We start from the raw sequence: 23,737 nt of genomic DNA, 5'->3' as shown, positions 1-23,737 counted from the left end.
AAGGAGCATCATGCCTGTTTCTGAAAACCAGGGCTTCAACACCCGCGCCGTGCACGCCGGCCAGGCCTTCGAACCCCGCACCGGCGCCGTCGTCCCTCCGCTGCACTTCAGCTCCACCTATGCGCAGGATGGCATCGGCGGACTGCGCGACGGCTACGAGTACGGCCGCGGCGGGAACCCCACCCGCGACGCCCTGCAGGAACAGCTTGCCGCGCTCGAGGGCGGCAGCCACGCGTTCTCCTTCAGTTCCGGCCTGGCGGCGGAGGACTCCCTGATCCGCGCCCTGACCCGGCCCGGGGACCACATTGTGCTGGGCAACGACGCCTACGGCGGGACGTACCGGCTCATCAGCGGCGTGCTCGGCGACTGGGGCATTGGCAACACGCCCGTGGACATGGCAGACCTGGACTCGGTCAGCAAAGCAGTGGCGGCCAACAAGACCCGCTTCGTCTGGGTCGAAACCCCCTCCAATCCGCTGATGAAGATCACGGACATCGAGGCACTCGCCAAGGTGGCGCACGACGCCGGTGCCCTCCTGGTAGTGGACAACACCTTCGCGTCCCCCTACCTGCAGACCCCGCTCGCCCTGGGAGCGGACGTGGTGGTCCACTCCACCACCAAGTACATCGGCGGCCATTCGGACGTTGTTGGCGGCGCCATTGTGGTCAACGACGCCGAACTCGCGGAGAAGATCGGCTTTGTCCAGTTCGCCGTAGGAGCGGTGTCCGGCCCGATGGATGCGTTCCTCACCACCCGTGGCCTGAAGACGCTTGGCGTGCGCATGGACCGGCACAGCGACAACGGCCAGGCCGTGGCCGAATGGCTGCTGGAGCGCCCTGAGGTGGAAGCCGTCCTCTACCCGGGCCTGCCCTCGCACCCCGGCCACGAACTGGCCAGGAAGCAGATGAAGAAGTTCGGCGGCATGGTGTCCGTGCAGTTCAAGGGCGGTGAGGCGGCGGCCCGCACCGTCGCGGAAAACACGTCCGTGTTCACCCTCGCCGAGTCCCTGGGCGGCATCGAATCGCTGATGAACTACCCCGCAGAAATGACGCACGCCTCGGTCAAGGGCACCGAACTGGCCGTTCCCGTCAACCTGATCCGGCTGTCCTGCGGCATCGAGGACCTTGAGGACCTCATCGCGGACCTCGAGCACGCCTTCACGTTCATCCGGTGACCGCAACTTCCCCGGCACTGGCATCCCGCACCACCCGCGGCTGGATCGCGACGGCGGGCGGTGCTGCCGCCGTCGTCCTGGCCTTGGTGGTGCTGTATTCCGCGTACATTCCGCTGATGAACGACTTCGAGGTGTACTACTACGGCGGCAGCCGCGTGCTGCAGACCGGTGAGTCCGGCGCCCACGAGCTCTACGCACCCCGTGACGGCCTCCCGTTCACCTACCCGCCGTTCGCGGCGCTGCTGTTCGCCGGGCTCGCGCTCCTGCCCATGGGCACCAGCAGCCTGGTGTTCAGCACGACGGCGCTGGTGGGGGCCGGGGTCGTGGCCGCCTGGCTGGCGCGGCACTACTTCGGGCTCCGCAGTTGGCGCACGTCCTTCGCCGACTGGCGGTTCCGTTCGGTTGCTTTGGCGGGTACCGCGGCCATCCTCCTGCTGGGACCATGGCGGGACACTTTCGATTTCGGCCAGATCAACATCATCCTGATGGGCCTGATCCTCGCCGATTTCGCGCTGTACGGGAAAGACCGGGCGGGGGAGCTGAGGTGGCCCGCCGGGCTGTTGATTGGCATCGCGGCCGGCATCAAACTCACGCCGTTGGCGTTCGGCCTGTACTTCCTGGTGCGGCGCGACTTCAAGGCCCTCGGCTGGATGGCGGCCGGGTTCTTCGGCTCCATCGCCTTTGCTTGGGCGGTGCTGCCCAACGCCTCATTGACGTTCTGGACCAAGATCTTGCCGGACACCGGCCGGATCGGCGGGCCGGCATACCTGGACAACCTCTCCGTCAAAGGGCTCCTGCTCCACGTTGGCCTGCCCGACTCCGGCTCCACCAGCATGCTCTGGCTGGTGCTCTCGCTGGGTCTCGCCGCGTTGGCGGCCCTGGTGATCAAATGGGCCGTGGCTGCCGACGAGAACTTTGTGGCCGTCTCCGCCACCGCCGTGCTGATGCTCCTGATCAGCCCCGTCTCCTGGTCCCACCACTGGGTCTGGATGGCCGTGGCGCTGCCGTCCATGGCTTTCGCGATGCACCGCGTGCCATCCCGCAGCGGGAAAATGCGGCTGTACGGCTGGATCGTGGTGGGTTTTTCGGCTGTCGCGTTCTACCTCACGCCCAAGTACCTTGCCATGATGGCCGGTGCCAACGAATGGGGCAAGGATCCGCAGACCCAGTTGCAGTTGGCCGTCACTAGCCTCGGCGTTCTCTGCGGCGTGGCGCTGTTGGCGTACTGGGCGGTGGCGTATAGCCCGCCACGGCGGAAGCCTGGCTTTCTTCAAGAAAGTTAGCTAGGGTGCCTCTATGGCACTCCGATCTGACTGGTCCGCGCGCAACTGCAGCATGGCCCGGGGCCTGGACATCCTGGGCGACCCCTGGTCCATTTTGGTGCTCCGCGAAGTCTTCTTCGGCAACGGGCGCTTCGATTCCATGAAGTCCCGCCTGGCGGTGGCCGATTCCGTGCTCACCAAGCGCCTGTCGGGCCTGGTGGAGGCCGGCCTGCTCAGTAAAAGGGCGTACGACGGCGGCGGGCGCACGCGCCAGGAGTACGTCCTGACAGCCAAAGGTGAAGACGCGCTCCCCGTCCTGAATGCGGTGGTGTTGTGGGCGGAAAAGCACCTGCCCGCCCCCTCCGAGCAAGCCCATATGTTCGTGATCCACGCCGGCTGCGGGCAGCGGACCAGTTCGGCGGACACGTGTACCGCGTGCGGCGAGCGGCTCACCGCCGCCAACACCAGCTGGCACAGCCTTACCCGGTCCGGGGCTCCCGTGCGGCTGGCCACGGCGGCCGGGCAGGCCACCACACAGAACGGGGCAGCCGCATGATCCCCACCGAAACGGCCAGCCGTCGCCGGCTGCATCCGGCATGGATCGTGGCCGCCGTCGCCTTCCTGGCCCTCGTCGGCGCCGCCGGATTCCGGGCTGCGCCGGGGGTCCTGATGGTGCCCCTGCAGCAGGAGTTCGGCTGGTCCACGACGGTCCTCTCGGCGGCGGTCAGCATCAACCTGGTGCTGTTCGGCCTCACTGCTCCCTTTGCCGCCGCCCTCATGGAGCGGTTCGGAATCCGTGCCGTCACGGCCACGGCCCTGGTGCTGATCGGCGCCGGCAGTGCGCTCACGGTGCTGGTCAACCAGTCTTGGCAGATCCTGCTCACCTGGGGGTTGCTCATCGGCCTCGGCACGGGGTCGATGGCGCTGGTCTTTGCCGCCACCATTGCCAACACCTGGTTCGCCAAAAGCCGCGGCCTGGTGATCGGCATCCTCACCGCCGGAAGCGCAGCGGGCCAGCTGGTCTTCCTCCCCTTCATAGCCATGCTGGCCCAGGATCCGGGCTGGCGGCAGGCCTCACTGCTGATAGCGGCCGGTGCGCTGGCGGTGGTTCCCCTGGTGCTGAAGTTCCTCAAGAACTCACCGGCCGACGTCGGCGTGCTGCCCTACGGCGAAACGGTGCCTGAGGAGGGATCGGCAGCCCTGTCCCCGGCCGGATCGCTGTCCCCGGCCGGGCCGGAGAGCGGGAGCAGCAACGCCGCAGTCCGGGCACTCCAGGTCCTGAAGCGGGCCAGCCGGGTCCGGACATTCTGGGCGCTCGTGGCGGGCTTTGCGATCTGCGGCGCCACCACGAACGGCCTGATCGGCACCCACTTCATCCCATCCGCCCACGACCACGGCATGGCTGAAACCACGGCCGCCGGGCTGCTTGCCGTCGTCGGGATCTTCGACATCGTGGGCACCATCGCCTCGGGTTGGCTGACCGACCGGTTCAATCCCCGGATCCTGCTGGCCGTCTACTACCAGTTCCGCGGCATCGGCCTGCTGGTTCTGCCGCTGCTCCTCAGTGCCACAGTCCAGCCCAGCATGATCGTGTTTGTGGTGATCTATGGCCTGGACTGGGTGGCCACTGTGCCGCCCACGGCAGCCATTTGCCGCAAGACCTTCGGCTCGGACGGCAGCGTGGTGTTCGGCTGGGTTTTCGCCGCCCACCAATTGGGCGCCGCAGCTGCCGCGCTGGGCGCCGGAGCCATCCGCGATGCCACCGGCCAGTACACGTACGCCTGGTTCGGGGCCGCCGCCATGTGCACCATCGCTGCTGTCATCAGCGCCACGATCCGCAAGGACGCAGCTGCGCGGGAGCCCGAACCTGTAGCTGCTGCCTGAACACCATCCCGACACATGCCGGGAATCATCGCGATGCATATGTAGTATGTAGCTACGGCCAGCCGCCGTTCCAACGATGCAATTGACGGTGGAACGCGGCCGCCCGCAGCTAGAGCGACCTTGGGGGACAACGGATGGCACAGCGCGACCTTCATTTATCGGCAGTCAACACGGCAAGACCGTCAGAGGCCCCCGGCCCGCGACGTGGGGGACCGGCGTTGTGGCGGGCAGCCACCCTGTGGCTGCCCGCCGTCGTCATCGCGGTGCTGGCCTGGTTCCTGCTGGCCGGGTGGAACGAACAAGGCCTCGATTTCAGCGTGTACTGGCATGGTGGCAAGATCCTGAACGACGCCGGCTGGGCTGCCTCAGACCTGTACGGTCCGAATGTTGAATGGGCCGGCGGCCCCGGGCTGCCCTTCACTTACCCACCGTTCGCGGCACTCGTCTTCAGCCTCCTTGCGCGGCTCCCTGAGCCTGTCGCCCTCCAACTCTTCAACACTGCCGGTGTGGCTGTGGCCGCGTGGCTGTCGCTGCTCGCCGTGCGTTATTGGAACGCCAAGGCGGACTGGCGCCGGACCTTCGAAACCCCACGCAGCCGCTGGATCGCTGCAGCCGTCCTCCTGGCGATGCTGACCCTCGGCCCCTGGCGGGAGACGCTGGCATTCGGCCAAGTCAACATCTTGCTGATGGGCCTTATGGCCGCGGACCTGCTGTCCCGGAACCACCGCTGGAACCGGAGCATGCCGGGCAGCGGGTTCCTGGTAGGAGTGGCAGCCGGCATCAAGCTGACGCCCCTGGTGTTCGGGCTCTACTACCTGGTGCGCAAGGACTGGCGCGGCCTGGCCAACATGGGCGCCGGCTTCGCGGCCACCGTGCTCCTTGGCTGGATCCTCCGCCCCGCCGAGACCCTGCAGTTCTGGCTGGAGATCCTGCCGGACACGTCCCGGATCGGCGGGGCCGGCTACGTGGACAACCTCTCCATCAAGGGGGCGCTGCTGCACTTCGATGTCCCGGCGTCCGCGGTCACGGTTCCCTGGATGGTCCTGAGCCTGCTGGTGGTGGCTTTGGCCGCCGCAGTCATCAAACTCGCGTCCGATCAGGGCGCCCGCGTAGTGGCCATGTCCGCCACCGCTTTGGCCATGCTCCTGATCAGTCCCGTCTCCTGGTCCCACCACTGGGTTTGGGTCGCTGCCGTCCTCCCCGCCTTTGCCTGGACGCGGCGGGAAACCCCGGAGCGCTACCGTCGCCTGCGCGCGGGCATGACATCGGTGTTGCTGCTCTCGATCCTGGTGTTCTTCTTCTCGCCGAAATCCATCGGGATGGCGTTCGGCGCCGAGAACCTTGACATCCAGACACCGGGGCCGTGGATCATGGCCTCCAGCGCCGGAGTGTTCTGTGCCGGAGCGGTCCTGCTGTGCTGGCTGGCGGTCCTCCGCCGCGGCGCCCTGGCCCCTGCCGAGCCGCTGGCTGAAGTTCCGGCCGTGGCTTTGCTGGAAGCGCTCGCTGAGCCTGTGGCCGAACCTGCCCCCGCAGCGCCCGCGGCGCCCCCGGCAGCCGTCCGCTACTAGGCTGGCCAGATGGAATCCACTCCCTTTGAGTCCATGCCCCGTGAATCCACTCCCCGGAAAGCAGCACTGGTCACCGGGGCAGGCAGGCTTGCCAGCATCGGCGCCGGCATCGCCCGGCAACTGGCAGCCGATGGCTGGGACCTGGTCCTGAGCTACTGGCACGACTACGATGCCCGGATGCCGTGGGGAAGCCAGCCCGACGACGTCGTGCGCCTCACCGCCGAGCTGGAAGCCATCGGCGCCCGCGTCCACACAGTGCCGGCCGACCTGCAGGATTCCGCCGCCCCGGACCGGCTCATGGCCGAAGCCAACCAGCTCGCCGGACCGCTGCAGGCCATGGTCCTGAGCCATGCCGAGTCCGTCGATTCCGGCATCCTGGACACCACGCTGGAGGCATTCGAGCGCCACTTCGCGGTGAATACCCGGGCCAATTGGCAGCTCATCGCCGCGTTCGCCCGGCAGGTTACAGAAGACGGCGGCGCGATTGTGGCGCTGACCAGCGACCACACCGCCTTCAACCTGCCCTATGGCGCTTCGAAGGGCGCCCTGGACCGGATCGTGATCGCCGCGGCCCGGGAGCTCGGGCCGCTGGGCATTTCGGCGAACGTCCTGAATCCCGGGCCCATTGATACCGGGTGGATGAATGACGAGATCAGGGAAATGGGGACGCGCCAGCAGCCCGGCGGACGCCTCGGCACTCCGGCCGACGTCGCAGGCACCGTGGCCTTCCTGCTGTCCCCGGCAGGCCGCTGGGTCTCGGGCCAGTTGATCAAGTCCGATGGCGGCTTCTCCGCGTAGGTGCCCTGCCGCGGTTTGGTGCCCGGCCCTTCCCAACTAGGTAGCAGCAGATGTCGTTTTGAGGGCTCAAAACAGCATCTGCTGCTACTTAGTTGGGCCGGGGAGGGGCTTAACGGAACGCGCCGAAGCCGGTGATGTGCTGGCCCACGATGAGCGTGTGGACCTCGTCGGTGCCCTCGTACGTGCGGACCGACTCCAGATTGGCGGCATGGCGCAGCGGCGAATAGTCCAGCGTGATGCCGTTGCCACCCAGGATGGACCGGGCCTGGCGGGCGATCGCCAGAGCTTCCCGGACGTTGTTCAGCTTGCCCAGCGAAATCTGCTCCGGTTTCAGGGTCCCGGAGTCCTTCAGCCGGCCAAGATGCAGGGCCAACAGGGTGCCCTTCTGGATCTCCACCAGCATGTTCACCAGCTTCTCCTGCGTTAGCTGGTACGCGGCCAGCGGCTTGCCGAACTGGAGCCGCTCCTGCGAATACGCCAAGGCAGCCTGATAGGAATCACGGGCGGCGCCCATGGCGCCCCAGGCGATGCCGTACCGGGCCTCGTTCAGGCAGCTGAACGGTCCGCGCAGGCCCCGGGCAGCGGGGAGCAGTGCCTCCGGACCCAGCCTGACGTCGTCGAACACCACATCGCACTGGATGGAGGCGCGCATGGACAGCTTCTGCGTGATCGGGATGGCGCTGACCCCCGGCGTTCCCGTCGGCACCAGGAAACCGTGGACGCCGTCGTCCGTCATGGCCCACACCACCATCACTCCGGCCACCGACGCCAGGCCAATCCACCGCTTCGCGCCGTCCAGCACCCAGCCCGCGCCGTCCCCGGAACCGTCGCGCCGGGCAAACGTGGTCATCGAGGAAGGGTCCGAGCCGGCGGTGGGTTCGGTCAAGGCGAAGCAGCCGATTATCTCCCCGGCAGCCATCCGGGGGAGCCATTCCTGTTTCTGGTCCTCGGAACCCCACCTGTGGATGGCCGTCATCGCCAGGGACCCCTGGACCGACACAAACGTGCGGATCCCGGAGTCACCGGCCTCCAACTCCATCGCGGCCAGGCCGTATTCGACGGCGGACCGTCCAGGGCAGCCATAGCCCTCCAGATGCATGCCCAGGACGCCCAGCTCGCCGAGTTCGGGAGCGAGCTCCAGCGGAAAAACGGCGCTGTCATACCAGCGGGCGATGTCGGGTTTAATCCGCTGGTCGGTGAAGTCGCGGATTTTCTGGCGGACCTGCAGTTCCTCCGCGCTCAGGAGCGAGTCAAGAGCGAGGACGTCCGAGGGATCGGTTGGGGCGGGAACTTCTGGGAATTCGTCGGGGACACCTGGGGCTTCGGTCATCGCAGGTCCCTAGGCCGGATTCGAAGTGGTGGCTGCGGGGGCGGGCTTGCCCATGAAGTATCCGCGCGTTGACGGCAGGAACCGGCAGACGACGGCCAGCACAACGCCGAGGGCGAGGAGCACAACGCCGCTGACGAAAGCCCCTCCCACACCCAGGATCTCGGTGTCGCCGTAAGCCGGGTCCCACATCTGGACGGCGGAAACGAAGAAGGCGGCCGTGAGCATCAATGCCCCAATGAGGGGAAGGATGCCCCGGAACCAGAGGTTGCGGGCGGATCCGCGGAGCGTTCCGCGGAAGTACCAGAAGCACGCGTAGCCGGTGAGCGCATAGTAGAACGCGATGAACAGGCTGATGGAACTGATGGAATCGGAGAGCAGGTTCTCGCTGAGGAAGCTCATGGCCACGTAGTACACCACGGCCGCGGCGCCCATCACCTGAGTGGAGAACCCCGGGGTCTGGTTGCGCGGGTGGACTTCGCCAAACTTCGGCGGCAGTGCACCATGCACGCCCATGGACAGGGTGCCGCGGGCCGTTGGCAGGATGGTGGTCTGGGTGGAGGACAGCACGGAAGCCAGGACGGCCACCACAATCAGCCAGCCCCAGGGACCAAGGACCACGTCTTTCATGGCGAGGAAGACGTCGTCCTGGTTCGCTTCGTTGCCGAGCCCGATGCCCTCGGTGCCCACCGTGGCGTACATCATCACCAGCAGCGCCATCGAGACATAGATGGCCACCAGGACAAAGGCCGAAATGACGGCGCCGCGTCCGGGCGTGGTGGACGGGTTTTCGGTTTCCTCATTCACGGCGAGGCAGGTGTCCCAGCCCCAGTAGATGAACAAGGCGAGGAGGGCGCCATGCACCACCGCGCCAGGATCGTCGAAAGCCCCGGCCGGATTGAACCACTCGATGTCGAACGCCTGGCCTTCGGGGGCGCCGCCCGCGATCCTGATGATGATCGCCAGCGCAAAGATGCCCAGCGAGACATATTGCACGTAGGTCAGGACACGCTGGACGTGCTCGCCCAGCCGGATGCCCCGGTAGTTCACAAGGGTCATGAAAAGAATGAACAGCACGCCCGAAGCCGTGACCACGAGATCGTTTTCCGCCAGCGAGCCGTCCCCGATGAGCAGCCACACGTACTGGCCGGCCACCTGGGCCAGGTTAGCCAGGACCACGACGCCCGCCAGCGCAACGCCCCAGCCACCCAGCCACCCCGCCCAAGGACCAAAGGCCCGGCGGGACCAGGTGAACGTGGTGCCGCAGTCCGGCATGGCGCTGTTCAATTCGCGGAAGGCATAGGCGATGAACAGGACGGGGATGAAGCCAAGGAGCAGGATCAGTGGGGTGTAGTTTCCGTTGACGGCCACGATCAGGCCCAGCGTTGCGGCCAGCGAATACACCGGTGCCGTGGAGGCGAGGCCAAGCATGACCGAGTCGCCAAGGTCCAGAATGCCCGCCCGAAGGCCTTTGGCGGGAACGGCACCGCCGGACGGTCCGCCGGAGCCGCCGCCCGCCGTCGTTATTTCTGTACTCATGGTGTCACCGGGCTCTGAAATGCCAGGGGGCTCATAGGGCGATACCTGCCTTGTTGGATTGGGCTGCCGCGGAAAGCGGAGCCGGGGCATCAATGGTGTTGGGTACAAAACGGCAGAAGTAATCGGTGATGGGGCCATCCGATTCCCGGATCCCGCACCCTACGGACTCGCCGTCCACCACCCAGAGGCCCAGGACGGGGTGGTTGCCGTCGAAGTCCGGCAGTGGATGGAACTGCTGGTAGCACCAGCCCTCGCGGCCATATCCGCCCGGCTGCTCCAGGTTGATGCCCTGGGCATGGATCCTGATGTTGTCGCCTTCGCGTCCGTGAAGCGGCTTGGCCACCCATTCCTTCAACGGCCCCGGCTCGTTGAGGTAGGCGGGCAGGAGGTTGGGGTGGTCCGGGTACAGATGCCAGAGCGCGGCGAGCAGCGCCTTGTTGGAGAGCAGCATCTTCCATGCCGGCTCAACCCAGCGCGGGTTGTGCGCACGCTGCAGCAGGCGGTGCCCAAACGGCTCCTTCATCATCAATTCCCACGGGTAGAGCTTGAACATGGTGCTGATCATGAAGTTGTCCAGGTCCACAAAACGGTTCAGGTTGGGATCCCAGCCGATGTCGGACATGTTGATTCCGATGGTGGTCCAGCCTGCCTGGCTGGCCACGTCCCGCATGTAGGCGGCCGTCATCCAGTCCTCGCCGGATTCCTCGGCCTCTGAATGCGCGATGTGGAGCGTGCTCATCCCGGTGCGGTACTGCAGTTTCTTCCACTGCCGGATCAGTGCCTCGTGAATCCCGTTCCACTGGTCCTTCTCGGGGAACACATCCTGCAGCCAGAACCACTGCGCCACGGCAGCCTCGATCAGGCCCGTGGGGGTGTCGGCGTTGTACTCCAGCATCTTGGCCGGTCCGCCCTGGCCGTCGTAGATGAAGTCGAAGCGGCCGTAGACGTCCATGTCCCCGGCCTGCAGCGACTCAGCCGCGAGCTCCAAGGCCTGCGGACCGATGCCGATGTTGCCCATAGCGCCCGTCGCCAGGAACTTTGCAGCCTCCAGGCACATCTTGTGCATGTCCTCGGCCGTGACCTCCAGGGCCTCCACCTCGTCCATGGTGAATTCGTAGTAGGCGGCTTCATGCCAATATTCGATTTTCCGGCCATCGGGCATGGTGGTGGTGGAGAAGACCAGGCCCTGCTCTTCGATCTTCCGCTTCCAGTCGGGCCTGGGCTCCGATAACAACCGCTTCACGCCTAGCCCCCCGTGCTTCCGCCCTTGGAGCTGCTGCCGAAGCCGCCCCTGCTGACGGTGCCACCCTTGGTGCTGTACCCCGTGGACGCTTTCGCACCGCTGGGGATGGTGCTGGTGTAGCTCGGGTACGAGGAACGGTTCTGCCCTACACCCGGTACGCTCGCGCCGCGGGAGTAGAAGTACCACGCATAGAGCCCGCCACCGCGTCCGGCAGAGCTGTTGCACTGGGTGTCCTCCACGCGCTCGCCGGTTTCGTCGTTGAAACAGACCTGCGCGTACTCCGGTTCGTCCTGGTTGCTGGCTACGACGGCGGTGATGGTCCCGGCGAGGAGGGCAGTGACCCCCAGGCCCACCACCACGGTGCGCCGCTGGGAACGCTTTTTGCGCGCCGCGGCCTCGTGCTCCTGGCGCTCGCGGTCCCTGGCGAAGGGATCTACCATCGCGGTGGGCTCATTCAGGAGATCAGGACGCAGTTCGGGCTTGGGGACCTGCCATGGCGGGGGTTTTGGCGCGCCTGCCGGCGTTGAACCGCCGACTGCGTGGCTGCCGCCCGCGTTGGTGCCGCCCGTGTCAGTGCTGCCCTTGTCAGTACCGCCCCTGTCAGTGCCGCCCTGCGAACCGTTGCCGGGCAGGTCCTGCTGTGGATCGTGCTCCGGATCCTTATTCGGGTCCACGGCGTCCCCCCTCGGTAGTCCATGTTGAATGTGGGCGCACCTGTGCGCCGGAATCTCAAACCTGAATTCAGCGTAGTCTCTGCCCGCTCCGGCTGCGAGCAGGAAACGGGACAGAACTGCCCATCGCCGGTTCCAACCGCGCCAGCGTGCCAGGAACCCTACACTGGAGCCATGGAAACCGCATCAGTGCTCGCAGTCTGCCGTGTCCACCAGCTCCTTCCCGATGAAGGCAGCGTGGGAGTCACGGCCATAGACAAGCGGCCGGTGGAAGGTCCTGTCAAGGTCCACAAGCTGGGCATTCACGGTGACGTTCAGGCAAGCCGGATCCACCACGGCGGCGAAGACCAGGCCGTCTACGCCTACTCCCAGTCGGACGCCGACTACTGGGCGAACGAGCTCCAGAGGGACCTTCCGCCGGGGGTGTTCGGAGAGAACCTCCGGGTTTCCGGCATCGAAACCACCGGGGCAATCATTGGGGAACGTTGGAAAATTGGGCTGGACGTCGAGCTGGAAGTCACCTCGCCCAGGGTCCCCTGCGCTGCGTTCCAGCGCAGGATGGGGGAGCCGCAATGGGTGAAGCGCTTCACCGACGCCGGCCGCGTGGGCACGTACTTGCGGGTCATCCGGACCGGCACCATTCGGGCCGGTGACCACATCCACCGTCTGTACGTCCCGAAGCATGGCGTCACTATCGGTCGTTGGTTCAGCGATCCGGACCTTGAGGTTATGGAGGCCCTGCGGGATGCAGACGCCGACGGCGAGATCCGCCTCCAGCCCGAATACCACGACAAATTCGAGCTGCTGCTGCGGCGGCTGGGCCGGTAGCCCAGCCCAAACCGGCGGCAATGTGCGCAAGCTCACCGCCGCCGTCGGGCGTTAATTTAGTCCTGGGCGGATCTGTGCCTTACACTTGAAACATCCCCCACTCCGGAAATCCCTTATTCCTGCCCAATTTTTGAGGCAGGACTGGCAAGTGTTGGGGCCCGCGAATGTGAAGCGGGCATTTTCATAGGGAGAGCCGGCTAAAGAAAACGCTGTACAGACTGCTGGGATAGCAGCCAAGAGATGCAGCGGGAAGTCCTGCCACGGGATTGCGAAAGCGCCGGACTTCTACGTGACCGGCCGGTCAACGATTGCCCGGCATCCACGGCACATGTACTGCGGCTCCGCTCACCTCGGGTAGTGCCGCCTGGCCCCCTATGGATGAGGAAATTTCCCTATGCCCGAAAATCAGAACGACGTCACTGCAGAAGCCGTGACCGCCGAAACCGCCACCATCGAATTCACCGAGCCCGCTGTTCCCGCAGCCGAGCCCGCCGTCGAAACCGCCGCTGAGCCTGCCGCAGAGGCGCCCGCCGCCGAAGCGACTGTCGAGGCACCCGCCGCAGCCCAGGTCGAGGAAGCGCCCGCCGCGCCCGCCAAAGCTGAGGACGAGGAAGAAGAGGGCATCAAGTTCGCCGATCTCGGCATCGACGGCCGCGTCCTGGCCGCCCTGCAGGATGTCGGCTACGAAAAGCCTTCCCCCATTCAGGCAGCCACCATCCCGCTGCTGCTTGAAGGCCGCGACGTCGTGGGCCTGGCCCAGACGGGCACCGGTAAGACTGCAGCATTCGCAGTACCGGCACTGTCCCGCCTGGCCGAACTCCACGACCTCAATGGCCCCTCCCGCAAGACCCAGGCCCTGGTCCTGGCCCCCACCCGCGAGCTGGCGCTCCAGGTTGCCGAGGCCTTCACCTCGTACGCCAAGCACATCGACGACTTCACCGTCCTCCCCGTCTACGGCGGCTCCGCCTACGGCCCCCAGCTCGCCGGCCTGCGCCGCGGTGCCCAGGTGGTTGTCGGTACTCCCGGCCGCGTGATCGACCACATCTCCAAGGGTTCCCTGGACCTGTCCGAACTCCAGTACCTGGTGCTGGACGAGGCCGACGAAATGCTGCGCATGGGCTTCGCCGAAGACGTGGAGCAGATCTTCCAGCAGACCCCTTCGGACCGCCAGGTTGCACTGTTCTCCGCCACCATGCCGAGCCAGATCCGCCGGATGTCCAAGCAGTACCTGAACAACCCGGCCGAGATCTCGGTGAAGTCCAAGACCACCACCGGCGCCAACACCCGCCAGCGGTACCTGCAGGTCATGGGCCCGCACAAGCTGGACGCCCTGACCCGCATCCTTGAGGTTGAAGAGTTCGACGGCGTCATCGCCTTCGTGCGCACCAAGATGGCTACCGAGGACCTGGCTGACAAGCTGAAGTCCCGCGGCTTCCAGGCTGCCGCCATCAACGGCGACATCCCGCAGCAGCAGCGCGAACGCACCGTCGACGCCCTGAAGGAAGGCCGCATCGATATCCTCGTGGCCACGGACGTCGCAGCCCGTGGCCTTGACGTGGAGCGCATCAGCCACGTGGTCAACTACGACATCCCGCACGACACCGAGTCCTACGTCCACCGCATCGGCCGCACCGGCCGTGCAGGCCGTTCCGGCGATGCCATCCTGTTCATGACGCCGCGTGAGAAGTACCTGCTGCGTTCCATCGAGAAGGCCACGCGCCAGCCGGTGGAGCAGATGCACTTGCCCACCGCGGAGACCGTGAACACCCTTCGCCTTGGCAAGTTCGCCGAGCGCATCACCGAGACCCTCGCGTCCGAGGACGTGGCCCCGTTCCGCGACCTCATCTCCTCCTACGAGGAAGAGCACAACGTTCCGGCGTCGGAGATCGCTGCTGCACTGGCCGTCATGGCACAGGGCGGGCAGCCGCTGCTGGTCAAGGAACTGCCTGCAGCTCCCGAGTTCCAGAAGCGCGAACGCGCCAAGGACGGCTTCGGCTCCCGTGGCCCGACCCGCACGCTCACCGAGGGCAACGCCACCTACCGGATCGCCGTCGGACGCCGCCAGCGCGTCATGCCGGGCTCCATCGTGGGCGCCATTGCCAACGAGGGCGGCATCTCCTCGGCCCAGATCGGCGGCATTGACATCCGCTCTGACCACTCCCTCGTGGAGCTCCCGGCCGACCTCAGCCCCGAGCAGCTTCGCGCCCTGTCCCGCACCCGGATCGGCGGCGAGCTGATCCACCTCGAGCTGGACAACGGCCGCAAGCCGTCCGGCGGGGGCGAGCGTGGCGGCTATCAGGGCAACCGTGGCGGCGACCGCGGCGGTTACTCCGGTGGCGGCGACCGTGGAGGCAACTTCAAGGGCAACGGCGGGTTCAAGAAGGAATTCCGCAAGAGCGACGGCGAGCGGTCCTCCGCTGACCGTGGTGGCCGTTCCTACAGCGAGCGTTCCGTTGGTGCCGACACCGGCTCCACCCGCGGCCAGGCCAGCGACTCCCGCTTCGGCGGCCACGGCGACGGCTCACGCAAGCCCCGCCACGGCAATGAAGGCGGACAGCGCGACTTCAACCGCAAGGGCAAGTGGTAAGCGTCAGCTAGTCTGACACTTTACTGACGATGGGCCGGCCTTCGAGCCGGCCCATCGGCATTTAACGCACGACGGTGGACGCCGCCTGTTCGCTTCGTCACACCGGTTTCGCCGGCAGGCTCCGGCGGCATGACATCGGCTCCCTGGCGAGCCTTTCAGGCCCGGATTTACGCGCTTTTTCGTGCATCCGGTGGCGTCTGGCCGCCGATTTGTTGGTGGCGAAATCTTCCGGTAGAGTATTTACTCGTTGCCCCCCTAGCTCAGTGGTAGAGCGCGTTCTTGGTAAGAACGAGGTCACCGGATCGATTCCGGTGGGGGGCTCTGGATGAGGGCCTGTGTCAAGGCGGTTTTGACCGGCTTGGCGCAGGTTTTTCTCATTCGTGGCGGTGTAGCTCAGTTGGTTAGAGCGCACGACTCATAATCGTGAGGTCGGGAGATCGAGCCTCCCCACCGCTACAGATTGGAAACCCGCTAGATCGCCTAGATCTAGCGGGTTTTCGCTTGTCTGGGTGTAGTTGGGGAGTAGCTCAAAGTGGCTCAACTATAGCCATCACTGTAGCCAATGGGCTAAATGTAGCCATAGGATTCCAGAGACTTTCAGAGACGCCGACTGACCGGCACGCCTAGTCCAGCGCTTCCCCACGCCACTCCTCAGCCGCCACCCTATGCACCTGCCACGTTTGGTCCCACTTGCAGTGATACTCGCCGTAGCGGACCCACTCGTGCAGGACGTGCGTCGGCGTGTAGGCGATGGCGCGGCCGTAGAGGACCCGGACCTTGACTAGCGGGCGCGGGTCGAGCAGTGTCACCTTGCCACCGGGTGCGCGTCCCAGTGCCGCAGTTACCGCGCCAGCCCTACGCATCGACTCCAGATCATCCACCCGGCCATGTTAACCACGAAAGCGCCCGCCCACCGAAAGTGGACGGGCGCTATAGTGGTCAGGTCAAACAGTAGGGCTAATACATGAGGAGTGCGTGATGGCAAACAGTCAGGCTTGGACGCCGATAGTGTCCAAGAAGAAGGCCGCCAGTAACGTCTCCCTCGCGTACAGGATTCTTACGGAAGCCCACGAGATCGAAGACCTGATAGAAGCCGAGCGGCTCTTAGAGGCCGCGTTGGTGGAAGTCCGAACCCTGCTAGGTATCCCACTGGAGCACCAGCGCGGATACCGCCCGCCAGCGGAAGCACCCGCCCCAGCTCGCAACAACTAAGCTGCGATCGCCCCGAACGTCTTCCATGTGCCAGGAGTGCCTGCAGTAGTGCAGACCCAGCCGATAGTGCCGCCAGCAATGGGCGCTGTGGCGTAGACCTTGTCCCCGACACTGTAAGTCCCGGAAGTGGGCGCGGCCGTGCCGGTCGCTTCGGCGGCGTTCCACGAGTTGTCCCGCTCACGCTTTCGAGTGCCGGCGCCAACAAGAAGATGGGTCGTCGCATTCGACTTGTTGCCAATGAACGAGACATTCCCGCCCGCGCCATAGAAAGCACGGTTGAGACCAGACACTGTATCGACATCAACGCTCTGCACCAGCAACTCAGAGGTAGTGGTGTTGCAGAACACCCCGTAGTCGGTGGCGGACGAAACCCGCCCATCGCGGATGACAACTTTCTTCGGGTTCGTGGTCACGTTGATGCCGGCGCCAAGGGTGGCGGTGACGTTGAAGCCCTCCAACTGGTATAGGTCGCCGCCAGAGTTATAGATCCCCGACGTTGAGGTTGAGAGCCCATCAACGGAGATGCCATTCAGGTAGACGAACTGCACGTCGAGCGTCTCGATACCGTGGACAGGCGCGCCACTCACGGATAGTGAGCGGCCGGAGAACCGAATGACATTCCTGGCCCGGATCGTGCCCATTATGGCCAGCCCCTCAGGGTTGGTCTGCGTCCCCGAAATATGCGCCGCGTCGATGGTGACGCTCTTGAGCCTGTCGGTAGTGGACGTGCCCAGGAACTCGATCTGCGGCATGGAGCCGCCGTTGATTACGACAGAGCCGACCTTCACGACAGTCTCACAAGCGCCCGTAGAGGACGGGCCAACCTGCAGGCCGCGCCAGTTGTTCGTCAGGCTGGCGGTCTGAATGGTGTAGCTCTTGAGGCTGCCCTTCGCCCTTACGGGCACGAACTGACAGTCCTTGGCATTCAGGCTCTCGATGAACAGGGTGTCAGCGTTGCCATACATATCGATGGCGCCGATGGCGTTGTTCGTGAACAGCGCGTCGTTGTCGAACTTCTTCAGCGCACGGCCGAGGCCTCGGATGGAGGTCGTGCCATGCATGTAGATGAAGGACTCGCCAGAGTTGGCGTAGACGCCACCCCAGTAGGTTCCATTGAGCGCGCACGCAGCATACTGCCCGGTCGCGGTAGTGGAGTTCCACTCGGCCCGGAAGTTATGCGTGCGAAGCCGCACGTAATCCATGACCATGACGTAGGTCGGAGCGTAGCCGAGTGCCGACGGCGTCCCGGGATCGCTCGCGCCCTTGCCGTAAACGGTGTCCGTGAAGTGGCAGTCGTTGATGTGGGCGATAGTCTCGTAGCGCCGCTGCACATCATCGCCGCGAAGCAGGACGTAGCCGAGCGTGCCGTTGGCAAACTTGCCACGGCTCAGGTGAATGGTCGTCGGGCTGGAGGTGACGGCGGCGGGCGGTGCAACTTTGAGGAACACTCCGCCTGGCTCGACGGTGGTCTGGTTAGCGCTGTTGCCGTCGTAGGCGAAGTCACTGAACTGCACAGTCAGGCCAGCTGAGGCGACCTCAAACATGCCCGCACCAGCCCAGCCGGCGCTTGCCACTGCCACTGCATTCTTGCGCTTGAAGGTAACACCTGGCTGGCAGATGAAGGTGGCATCCTTCGTCAGCGTCACGCTGTTGATGACATAGGTTCCGGCTGGCACGTAGATGATGCCGCCAATGTTGGCCACCGCTTGGAATGCAGACGTGTCATCCGCACTGCCGTTGCCGGTCGCCCCATGGTCCTTGATGTTGAGAACAAGGTCGCCCTTACCAACGAGGCCCACGATTGGTATCGGTACTTTGATTCCGTCGCCAAGATCCAGGGTGGCCCGCCCGGTACTGTAGGCGTCCTGCCATGTGTTGCTGCGGGTAACCATTGGGGCTCCTTAGATTGTCCGGAGACGGATGTCAGTGATGTCTACGCCGCCACCGGAAACACGGCCCGCAGCAATGGTGAGGTTTCCCGTGAAAGTCAGCGGGACCACTAGTGGCTGGCGGACTTCCAACCAACTCGCGGACGCAGACAGTGTTACGTCCTTCGTGGCAGTCACGCCCGTCCCTGTCGCGCCGACACGAACGACGGATCCGGTTGTGGCACGGACCTTGTAAACCAGTTCGCGGGCGCCGCCAAGCATCTTCTCTTTGCGCCCGAATGAAATTGTCTGCGTGATGGGTGTTCCGGTAGTTGTCGTCGCGTAGGTCAAGCCACCCTCAGTGACCACCGACCAGCCCGTCGTGTTGCTCCAACTACTGAAGGTACTCGCGAACTGCCCATTCCGGGCTTGGTCGTTTCGCTCCATCGAGCCCGGGTTGGCTATGAGGAGGCCGGATGGGGTGAGGACGGCCAGCGAGCCCGCATCACGCAGGGCTGCGATATTGGCGAACACTTCCTCCAACTCGACAGTCGTCATGAATCCGGGCGTATCCACATATGAGGGGTGGAGCAGGAGTTGCAGCCCGGACTTCGCACTGATCGCCCCACTCACCCAGCTACTAATCGTTGCGGGGGTTTGCGCGTCCACAGTCCCATGAACTGCGCCTATGTCCAGATCGCCCGGAAGTGTCCTGTAAAGGCCTACTGCATACCCGGAGACGGCGGCATGATTCGAGAGGACCAGTTGCCCCGCGTAGGTCCCGTAGTGCTGTTCGAGGGTTGTCATTGGCGAATACCCGTCAAGCCCGCCAGACTCAAGGCCGGGCGGGTTCCAGCCTTCGATCGCGAGAGCGGGCAAACCGGCCTGCAACTCCTGCAAGCTGGTGACTATCTCACTCCGGATGGGAGCCTTGCCGGTCGCGTCGTTATGGGTTCGGCCGTGGTTCCAGACTTCGCCACCATTGTCGATGCACCATTGCTGGATCGCTGAGAAGGTGGTCGCGTTTGTCGCGTCCCCAATGTTTGCGGGGTTTACTGCCAGCGACCACGGCAAGCTGTACTCCTGGAGGAGGGGCAGTACCTTCGCCTGGAAGTTGACCATCCCATGGTCAAATCGGAGAGCCACGACAGGCTTCCCTGACGTGCCTATTACGCCTCCGCGGCGTGCCCTGAATGCCGCTACAAGCATGGCCCGCTGCGCCCCGTTATATGCGGGGCCGGCGATAGTGGGTGGGACGCTAAGAAATCCGGTGCTCAATGTGCGCTCCTTAGGTGCTGACTATCGGCGGGCGGTTGGTAACTAGGCCGTCACCGTCTCGGGTCACTGCGGGCTGGGTGAAGGTTCTGGTTGGCGTGCCCACTCGGGTGATGGAGTAGGCGTCAATGGCTCCAGGGAATGTCGTTGACGCTGTCCCTGAGTATGTCCCCGTCGCCCCGTCTGGCCATTCGATAACGGCGGATATGGGCGCCCCGTCAGAGTTGTTTGTCACGGCGCCGCCGAAGAGTTGAGACGGGTCGCGGGCGAGTTGGACGAGCGCCGCTTCCAGTAGTGCGTCTCGGCTATTGAGTCGGTCGGCATCCAGTGGCGTGCCGCCCATTGCGCCGTTTACCCAGTCGTTGAGTGGCATCAGATGTTCCCTCCAAGATCACGGACAGCTTGTTTCAGTGCGGCGATGTCCGCGGCCTGCTGCTTGACGACGGGCAGGAGCGCGACGCCGAGCAGATGGTATTTGACGTTGTCGACGACATCGTCGTAGTACTCGACCAGTTGGGGTGCTACCTGCTCTACTTCCTCAGCGATCAGGCCGAGCTCATCGACGGACACGGCGGGGGTGTAGTCGTCCGCGATGGAACCGTTCTCCGGGTTCACGGCTTTCCGGTCGTACACGACGGGCCGGAGTTGCATGAGCTGTTCGGGGGTGATGGTGAAGTCGCGGACGTTCTTCTTGTACCGGGCGCTGGATGAGCCGCGGCCGAAGTCGCCGTTGCTGTGCATGTAGACCTCATACCAGGTCCCCGGTACGCCGCCTACGACACGGTCGAACGCTTCGGGGGTGGGCCCGTCTGCCTGCTCAGCCCGTGCGGAGTCCGACGCTGCGGGGACTGTTCCGGTGATGAAGCTGCCGTCAATCGTTGCGCCGCCACTAACACCGGGACGGCCCGAGACGAGATCCCAGGTGACAGCCTGCGCGCCGAGCCGCACCCATGTTCCGCCGACATCGACCTCTACGCCGTACTCGCCCGGGGCTGTTTCGAGGAGCTCACCGAAGCGGGCTACCTCTGCTGTTCCGGGCGCGTCGTAAACGGTGAACGTCCCCGTAGCGGGGTCCACCTGTACGCCGAGGGTTCCGTCTTCGCGCTTGAACTGCATAAAGCCGTTGACGAGTACCCCGCCTGTGGTCGCGCTGATCCCGGCCGTTGCTAGGACGTTGGCCGCCGCGAACTGCTGCATGGCCCGCTTGATGTCTTTGATCTCGCGGCCCTGCGCATCTTCGCCGGGGAACTGACTGCCCGGCATTCCTGGCTGGCTGCCCACTATGCCCCCTGAATGTTGGTTACGTCGATGAGTGGGGTGATGGTGGTGTCTGTGAGTTCCCACCCGACGCAGCGGGCAGTGCCAGTGAGCCCGCCGGGGAACTCTGGTGCCTGGATGTAGAACCCGATATCGTCCCCGATGAACCAGTCGCGGCCCAGCTTCGGCGCCTCCTCCCGGTTCGCCGTCAACGTGAGCGCGAGGGAGCCGTCCTTCATGGCTGCGAGTGCGCGTTGTGCGTGGGCGGTGAGCGTGTCAACTTCCTTGATAGACGTTGACGGGGTCCACCGGTATTCAAACCGGGGCCGCTGATCCGTAGCGTTAGTCTGGTGCGGCGACTGCGGGCGTGCATCCTCAACACCGGAAGAGACGGCCATAATGTCGTTTGCGCCCTCGTCCGCGCCGTAACCCTCCACCAGTTCGGCATCAGACACGGAGCCGGGAAGGTAGAACTGTGCGGCAGGGTTCAGGCCGGCGGGTGGTGGTTTGCCGATGCGGTCACTGACGGTCAGCACAAGGCCCAACTTTTGGGTGTCCACCCATTCCCAGCGGATAGTCCACTCAGGCCCGCCAATGATCCCTGACAGGTCCTGCAGCACCGAGTAGAGGGTCTTGTCCTCCGAGTCCTCATAGGTGCGGTCCCGAACCTCACCATTGCCGCCGATGATCTCCACGCGCAACGGCAGGCCACGCTTAGCGCCCGTCTTGGCGTACGTCTCGGTAAGGCTCTTGACGATCTGATTCTGGCCGGTGTTGAAAGTGGCATCCCCTACGTAGACGCGGTCCATGTACCCCTCAGCCGTGACGAGCGACATTTTCACGCCGCCGCCAGGGATCCGCTGCCTACGAATGACCATGCCGCCCCAGAGTGGGACGCCTCGTGGTTCGTACTCCTCAGCCTCACCCAACGCCACAAGGAACACGGCACCCTCACGTGTCGCGTTGACCCAGTTCACGGGCGGCGCATCATCCGCACCCTCAGCCCACGGCGGCAGGCTGACCGTCTGCGATTCGTAACGCATCAGGGTCGCCTTCAACGAGCCGTCAGCCCGGAGCGTGGGGAGGTCGGCAATGATGCTCCCAGTGTTCGCATTTACGCTGACCCATGAGAGCATCAGTGCCGCCTATCTATAGCTTGGGGCCGCAACCTTACAATCTCGCGGGAGATGTATAGGTTGTGGCAAGTTCCTTTGCATGTCACCGTGACGTGTGAAGAATTGGGCTGATTCTTTACACGTCCGCTTCGTTCCTGCCCTGCTTGGGCGTGTTCGCCAGCGCGAGGCCGTTGGACAGGCCAAGGACTGCGCCGCCAAGTGCTAGCCACACTCCGAGTTGTTCGGCGTTCACGAGGCCGTACACGAGTGCCACAGCACCAGCCGCCACGAGGATGCCGTAGATGTAGGCGCGGACCTTTGGATTAGTGATGTTCACGGTTCTCCTAGAGTTGTCGAATCTGGTACCAGCGGTGTCCGCGGGTGATGGTGTACGCGGCCCGGACGGCAATGGCGGTCATCCATGCCAGCGCGAGGGAAGCGCCCGCCGTGAACGACACAAGGGCCAGGCGTGGGGTGGTCACGCCGGTTCGCCATCCTTGTATAGGTCCGCGTCGTGCTTCTGGTTGTACCGGGCTGCGGCCTGCGCGATGTCGTCCGCCTGCCCGGCGTCAATGGTGCGTCCGTCGAGCTTGGCGCTTACCCGCTCCACGGTGGACGACACGATCCCCTCGGCCTGTACCGGGTGGATCATCGGGTTAGTTGTGGCTTTCCCGATGGTTTCGATGACCTGTAAGTGGTGGTCGCGTTCTTCAGCGATCAGTTCGCCAAGGGTGTTGCCGCCCTTGTTGTCGGTCATGAGAAGGTCCCGGACTCGTTCCGCGATTTTCTGGACGTCTGCTTCGGTGATCACTTCGTACTCCTCTATGTCGGTTGCCCCAGCCGAGGCGAGGTTGATGCTTGTGCGCGGACGGATGAACCCAAGTAGGCCCTGCCTAGGAAGTGACTGGATGGTCGTGGGCCCGGATGATTGGCCGGGGTAGGGGTTGTCCGGGCGGGATGGCGTGCTGTTCTGCGACATGCACTGAAGCTGGTTGCCCTTGTCCGCGATCAGCACGGCGACATGCGTAGCCGGGTAGTACCAGTAGGAGTCGTCCCATACGACAATGTCGCCCGGCTGGCCCTTCTCGTTGGGGCCATGCAGTGTGTACGCTGCGGCGATCTCGGCCGTCTGCGGGAACGCGTCGACCATGTTCCCAGCCCAGCCCACCCAACGGCCCGGATAGCCGGTGTTGATGACAGGCAGGCCAAGGAACCGTGACCAGTGCGCCCCGAGATCCCAGCACTGAGCACCATACGCGCCGTCCTCATTGATGTACCGGCCCTGCACATGCGGAATCCACGCCGACAATCTGTCCTGCACGTTGATCATGACGCTCCTAAAGGTGGATGCCGGTTGGTGGCGGGCTGGGGATCTTGTCGCCCTGGCCGAGGCTGCGGAGGATGTCGATGAGGCGGTAGCAGTAGCGGGTCAGTGCGTTGTTATGCTCGCGGACTTCCTTGACTTCACGCTCGACCGAACCGAGCCGGTCACTGAGGTCTTTAATCTGGTCACGGAGGGCTGTGACGATTTCCTCGTTGATACCCTGAGCCCGGATGTAGGCTTGCCCGTCAACGTCTAGTTCTTTGACTCTGACGGATGCGCGGCCCGCGTACCTTGCGGCACCGTAGGACCCTGCCACCGTCGCCAGTGCAGCGGCAAAAATCATCCAGCCTTCCATGCTTCAACCTTCCGTTCGTCCCGATCCCTGTCGCCCGTCATCCCCGAAACGACCATGACCGCGGCTCCGAGCGCCCAGTACACAATCAGGCCGTAAGGGGACGTGACTTCCGGGGCGACAAAAGCGCCAATGATGAACAGGAAGCCGTTGAGAATCGGGGCGGTGGTGAGGAGCGCGAAACTCAGCGCATCCTTCGGGCGGGGAAGGAACATGCCCACGAAAGCGGCGACGGTGGGGATAGCCCAGCACGCCACGAGAACGTGATGGGACATGTATTCGCCCATCCATTCGAGGGATGTGGGCCACTTCCTGGACATCGCGAGTGCGAGGCATCCGTAGACGATGCCGAAGAGGAGTTGGAACGCGCCCCGGCGTCCATTGATCCGGGGGAACCGATGGGTGGGTTTCATGCGCTGCTCCTAGGTCGTATGGTTAATCCACCCATGCGGG

Annotated in this window: 23 protein-coding genes and 2 tRNA genes; 11 read left to right on the top strand and 14 right to left on the bottom strand. The window is 64.7% G+C overall.

Annotated elements, in window-relative coordinates; translation table 11 throughout:
• The first annotated feature begins 10 nt into the window (after window positions 1-10).
• The 6 genes from ACLKOZ_RS17260 (at window position 11) to ACLKOZ_RS17235 (ending at window position 6,686) form a co-directional block, all read left to right on the top strand.
• Window positions 11-1,174, top strand: coding sequence for a cystathionine gamma-synthase (locus ACLKOZ_RS17260; RefSeq protein ID WP_436476857.1), 1,164 nt, complete (start codon window positions 11-13; stop codon window positions 1,172-1,174).
• Window positions 1,171-2,457, top strand: coding sequence for a glycosyltransferase family 87 protein (locus tag ACLKOZ_RS17255; RefSeq protein ID WP_436476855.1), 1,287 nt, complete (start codon window positions 1,171-1,173; stop codon window positions 2,455-2,457). The genes ACLKOZ_RS17260 and ACLKOZ_RS17255 overlap by 4 nt, the downstream gene beginning before the upstream one ends.
• A 13-nt stretch (window positions 2,458-2,470) precedes the next feature.
• Complete coding sequence (locus tag ACLKOZ_RS17250) at window positions 2,471-2,992, top strand: winged helix-turn-helix transcriptional regulator (protein WP_436476854.1); 522 nt, start codon at window positions 2,471-2,473, stop codon at window positions 2,990-2,992.
• A complete protein-coding gene (locus ACLKOZ_RS17245) occupies window positions 2,989-4,320 on the top strand; it encodes an MFS transporter (RefSeq protein WP_436476852.1) in 1,332 nt (443 codons plus the stop codon). The genes ACLKOZ_RS17250 and ACLKOZ_RS17245 overlap by 4 nt, the downstream gene beginning before the upstream one ends.
• A 134-nt stretch (window positions 4,321-4,454) precedes the next feature.
• Window positions 4,455-5,888 (top strand): glycosyltransferase 87 family protein, encoded by a 1,434-nt coding sequence (locus ACLKOZ_RS17240; RefSeq protein ID WP_436476850.1) that lies wholly within the window; start codon window positions 4,455-4,457, stop codon window positions 5,886-5,888.
• A 9-nt stretch (window positions 5,889-5,897) separates the two neighbouring features.
• Window positions 5,898-6,686: an SDR family oxidoreductase gene (locus ACLKOZ_RS17235; protein ID WP_436476848.1), complete on the top strand. Its 789-nt coding sequence runs from the start codon at window positions 5,898-5,900 to the stop codon at window positions 6,684-6,686.
• Window positions 6,687-6,795: 109 nt separating this feature from the next.
• Here ACLKOZ_RS17235 and ACLKOZ_RS17230 read toward each other — a convergent pair whose 3' ends face one another.
• From ACLKOZ_RS17230 to ACLKOZ_RS17215, 4 genes are read right to left on the bottom strand one after another with little or no spacing between them, the layout of a single operon-like run.
• Window positions 6,796-8,016, bottom strand: coding sequence for an acyl-CoA dehydrogenase family protein (locus tag ACLKOZ_RS17230; protein WP_436476846.1), 1,221 nt, complete (start codon window positions 8,014-8,016; stop codon window positions 6,796-6,798).
• 9 nt (window positions 8,017-8,025) lie between these two features.
• Window positions 8,026-9,552 carry an APC family permease gene (locus tag ACLKOZ_RS17225; RefSeq protein WP_436476844.1) on the bottom strand — a complete coding sequence of 509 codons (1,527 nt, stop codon included), beginning with the start codon at window positions 9,550-9,552 and terminating at the stop codon, window positions 8,026-8,028.
• A 31-nt stretch (window positions 9,553-9,583) separates the two neighbouring features.
• Complete coding sequence (locus ACLKOZ_RS17220) at window positions 9,584-10,795, bottom strand: glutathionylspermidine synthase family protein (RefSeq protein ID WP_376043326.1); 1,212 nt, start codon at window positions 10,793-10,795, stop codon at window positions 9,584-9,586.
• Window positions 10,796-10,797: 2 nt separating this feature from the next.
• Window positions 10,798-11,469, bottom strand: coding sequence for a Tat pathway signal protein (locus tag ACLKOZ_RS17215; protein WP_436476842.1), 672 nt, complete (start codon window positions 11,467-11,469; stop codon window positions 10,798-10,800).
• 171 nt (window positions 11,470-11,640) lie between these two features.
• On the opposite strand from ACLKOZ_RS17215, the gene ACLKOZ_RS17210 reads away from it, so the two are divergent.
• The 4 genes from ACLKOZ_RS17210 (at window position 11,641) to ACLKOZ_RS17195 (ending at window position 15,337) form a co-directional block, all read left to right on the top strand.
• Window positions 11,641-12,294 carry an MOSC domain-containing protein gene (locus ACLKOZ_RS17210; RefSeq protein WP_337350807.1) on the top strand — a complete coding sequence of 218 codons (654 nt, stop codon included), beginning with the start codon at window positions 11,641-11,643 and terminating at the stop codon, window positions 12,292-12,294.
• 394 nt (window positions 12,295-12,688) lie between these two features.
• On the top strand, window positions 12,689-14,881 hold the full coding sequence (locus tag ACLKOZ_RS17205; protein ID WP_337350808.1) for a DEAD/DEAH box helicase: 2,193 nt from the start codon (window positions 12,689-12,691) through the stop codon (window positions 14,879-14,881).
• Window positions 14,882-15,130: 249 nt separating this feature from the next.
• A tRNA-Thr gene (locus ACLKOZ_RS17200) sits at window positions 15,131-15,202 on the top strand.
• 61 nt (window positions 15,203-15,263) lie between these two features.
• Window positions 15,264-15,337: transfer RNA gene (locus tag ACLKOZ_RS17195), tRNA-Met, on the top strand.
• A 167-nt stretch (window positions 15,338-15,504) separates the two neighbouring features.
• Here ACLKOZ_RS17195 and ACLKOZ_RS17190 read toward each other — a convergent pair.
• Window positions 15,505-15,762, bottom strand: coding sequence for a hypothetical protein (locus ACLKOZ_RS17190; protein ID WP_436476840.1), 258 nt, complete (start codon window positions 15,760-15,762; stop codon window positions 15,505-15,507).
• Between the two features lie 97 nt (window positions 15,763-15,859).
• Here ACLKOZ_RS17190 and ACLKOZ_RS17185 point away from each other — a divergent pair, with 97 nt between their 5' ends.
• Complete coding sequence (locus ACLKOZ_RS17185) at window positions 15,860-16,093, top strand: hypothetical protein (protein ID WP_436476838.1); 234 nt, start codon at window positions 15,860-15,862, stop codon at window positions 16,091-16,093.
• On the opposite strand, the gene ACLKOZ_RS17180 is transcribed toward ACLKOZ_RS17185, so the two are convergent.
• From ACLKOZ_RS17180 to ACLKOZ_RS17140, 9 genes are all read right to left on the bottom strand, one after another.
• Window positions 16,090-17,985 (bottom strand): glycosyl hydrolase family 28-related protein, encoded by a 1,896-nt coding sequence (locus ACLKOZ_RS17180; protein WP_436476836.1) that lies wholly within the window; start codon window positions 17,983-17,985, stop codon window positions 16,090-16,092. The genes ACLKOZ_RS17185 and ACLKOZ_RS17180 overlap by 4 nt on opposite strands.
• A 9-nt stretch (window positions 17,986-17,994) precedes the next feature.
• Window positions 17,995-19,170, bottom strand: coding sequence for a polysaccharide deacetylase family protein (locus tag ACLKOZ_RS17175; RefSeq protein ID WP_436476933.1), 1,176 nt, complete (start codon window positions 19,168-19,170; stop codon window positions 17,995-17,997).
• A gap of 438 nt (window positions 19,171-19,608) precedes the next feature.
• Window positions 19,609-20,499 (bottom strand): tail fiber domain-containing protein, encoded by an 891-nt coding sequence (locus ACLKOZ_RS17170; protein WP_436476834.1) that lies wholly within the window; start codon window positions 20,497-20,499, stop codon window positions 19,609-19,611.
• Between the two features lie 17 nt (window positions 20,500-20,516).
• The gene (locus ACLKOZ_RS17165) at window positions 20,517-21,629 is read right to left on the bottom strand and encodes a hypothetical protein (RefSeq protein ID WP_436476832.1); all 1,113 of its coding nucleotides are present in this window, start codon (window positions 21,627-21,629) and stop codon (window positions 20,517-20,519) included.
• A gap of 115 nt (window positions 21,630-21,744) precedes the next feature.
• A complete protein-coding gene (locus ACLKOZ_RS17160) occupies window positions 21,745-21,945 on the bottom strand; it encodes a phage holin (RefSeq protein ID WP_436476830.1) in 201 nt (66 codons plus the stop codon).
• A 7-nt stretch (window positions 21,946-21,952) separates the two neighbouring features.
• Entirely contained in the window at window positions 21,953-22,090 is a 138-nt protein-coding gene (locus tag ACLKOZ_RS17155) for a hypothetical protein (protein WP_436476828.1), read from the bottom strand.
• The gene (locus tag ACLKOZ_RS17150; protein WP_436476826.1) at window positions 22,087-22,938 is read right to left on the bottom strand and encodes a hypothetical protein; all 852 of its coding nucleotides are present in this window, start codon (window positions 22,936-22,938) and stop codon (window positions 22,087-22,089) included. The genes ACLKOZ_RS17155 and ACLKOZ_RS17150 overlap by 4 nt, the downstream gene beginning before the upstream one ends.
• Window positions 22,939-22,945: 7 nt before the next feature.
• The gene (locus ACLKOZ_RS17145) at window positions 22,946-23,275 is read right to left on the bottom strand and encodes a hypothetical protein (RefSeq protein WP_436476824.1); all 330 of its coding nucleotides are present in this window, start codon (window positions 23,273-23,275) and stop codon (window positions 22,946-22,948) included.
• A complete protein-coding gene (locus ACLKOZ_RS17140) occupies window positions 23,272-23,697 on the bottom strand; it encodes a hypothetical protein (RefSeq protein WP_436476822.1) in 426 nt (141 codons plus the stop codon). Before ACLKOZ_RS17140 ends, ACLKOZ_RS17145 begins: the two co-directional genes overlap by 4 nt.
• Window positions 23,698-23,737 lie beyond the last annotated feature (40 nt).

The organism is Arthrobacter sp. R4, assembly GCF_051365025.1.
Taxonomy (GTDB): domain Bacteria; phylum Actinomycetota; class Actinomycetes; order Actinomycetales; family Micrococcaceae; genus Arthrobacter.
Note: the sequence above shows the minus strand (reverse complement) of the source record. Positions and strands in the feature narration are given on the sequence as shown.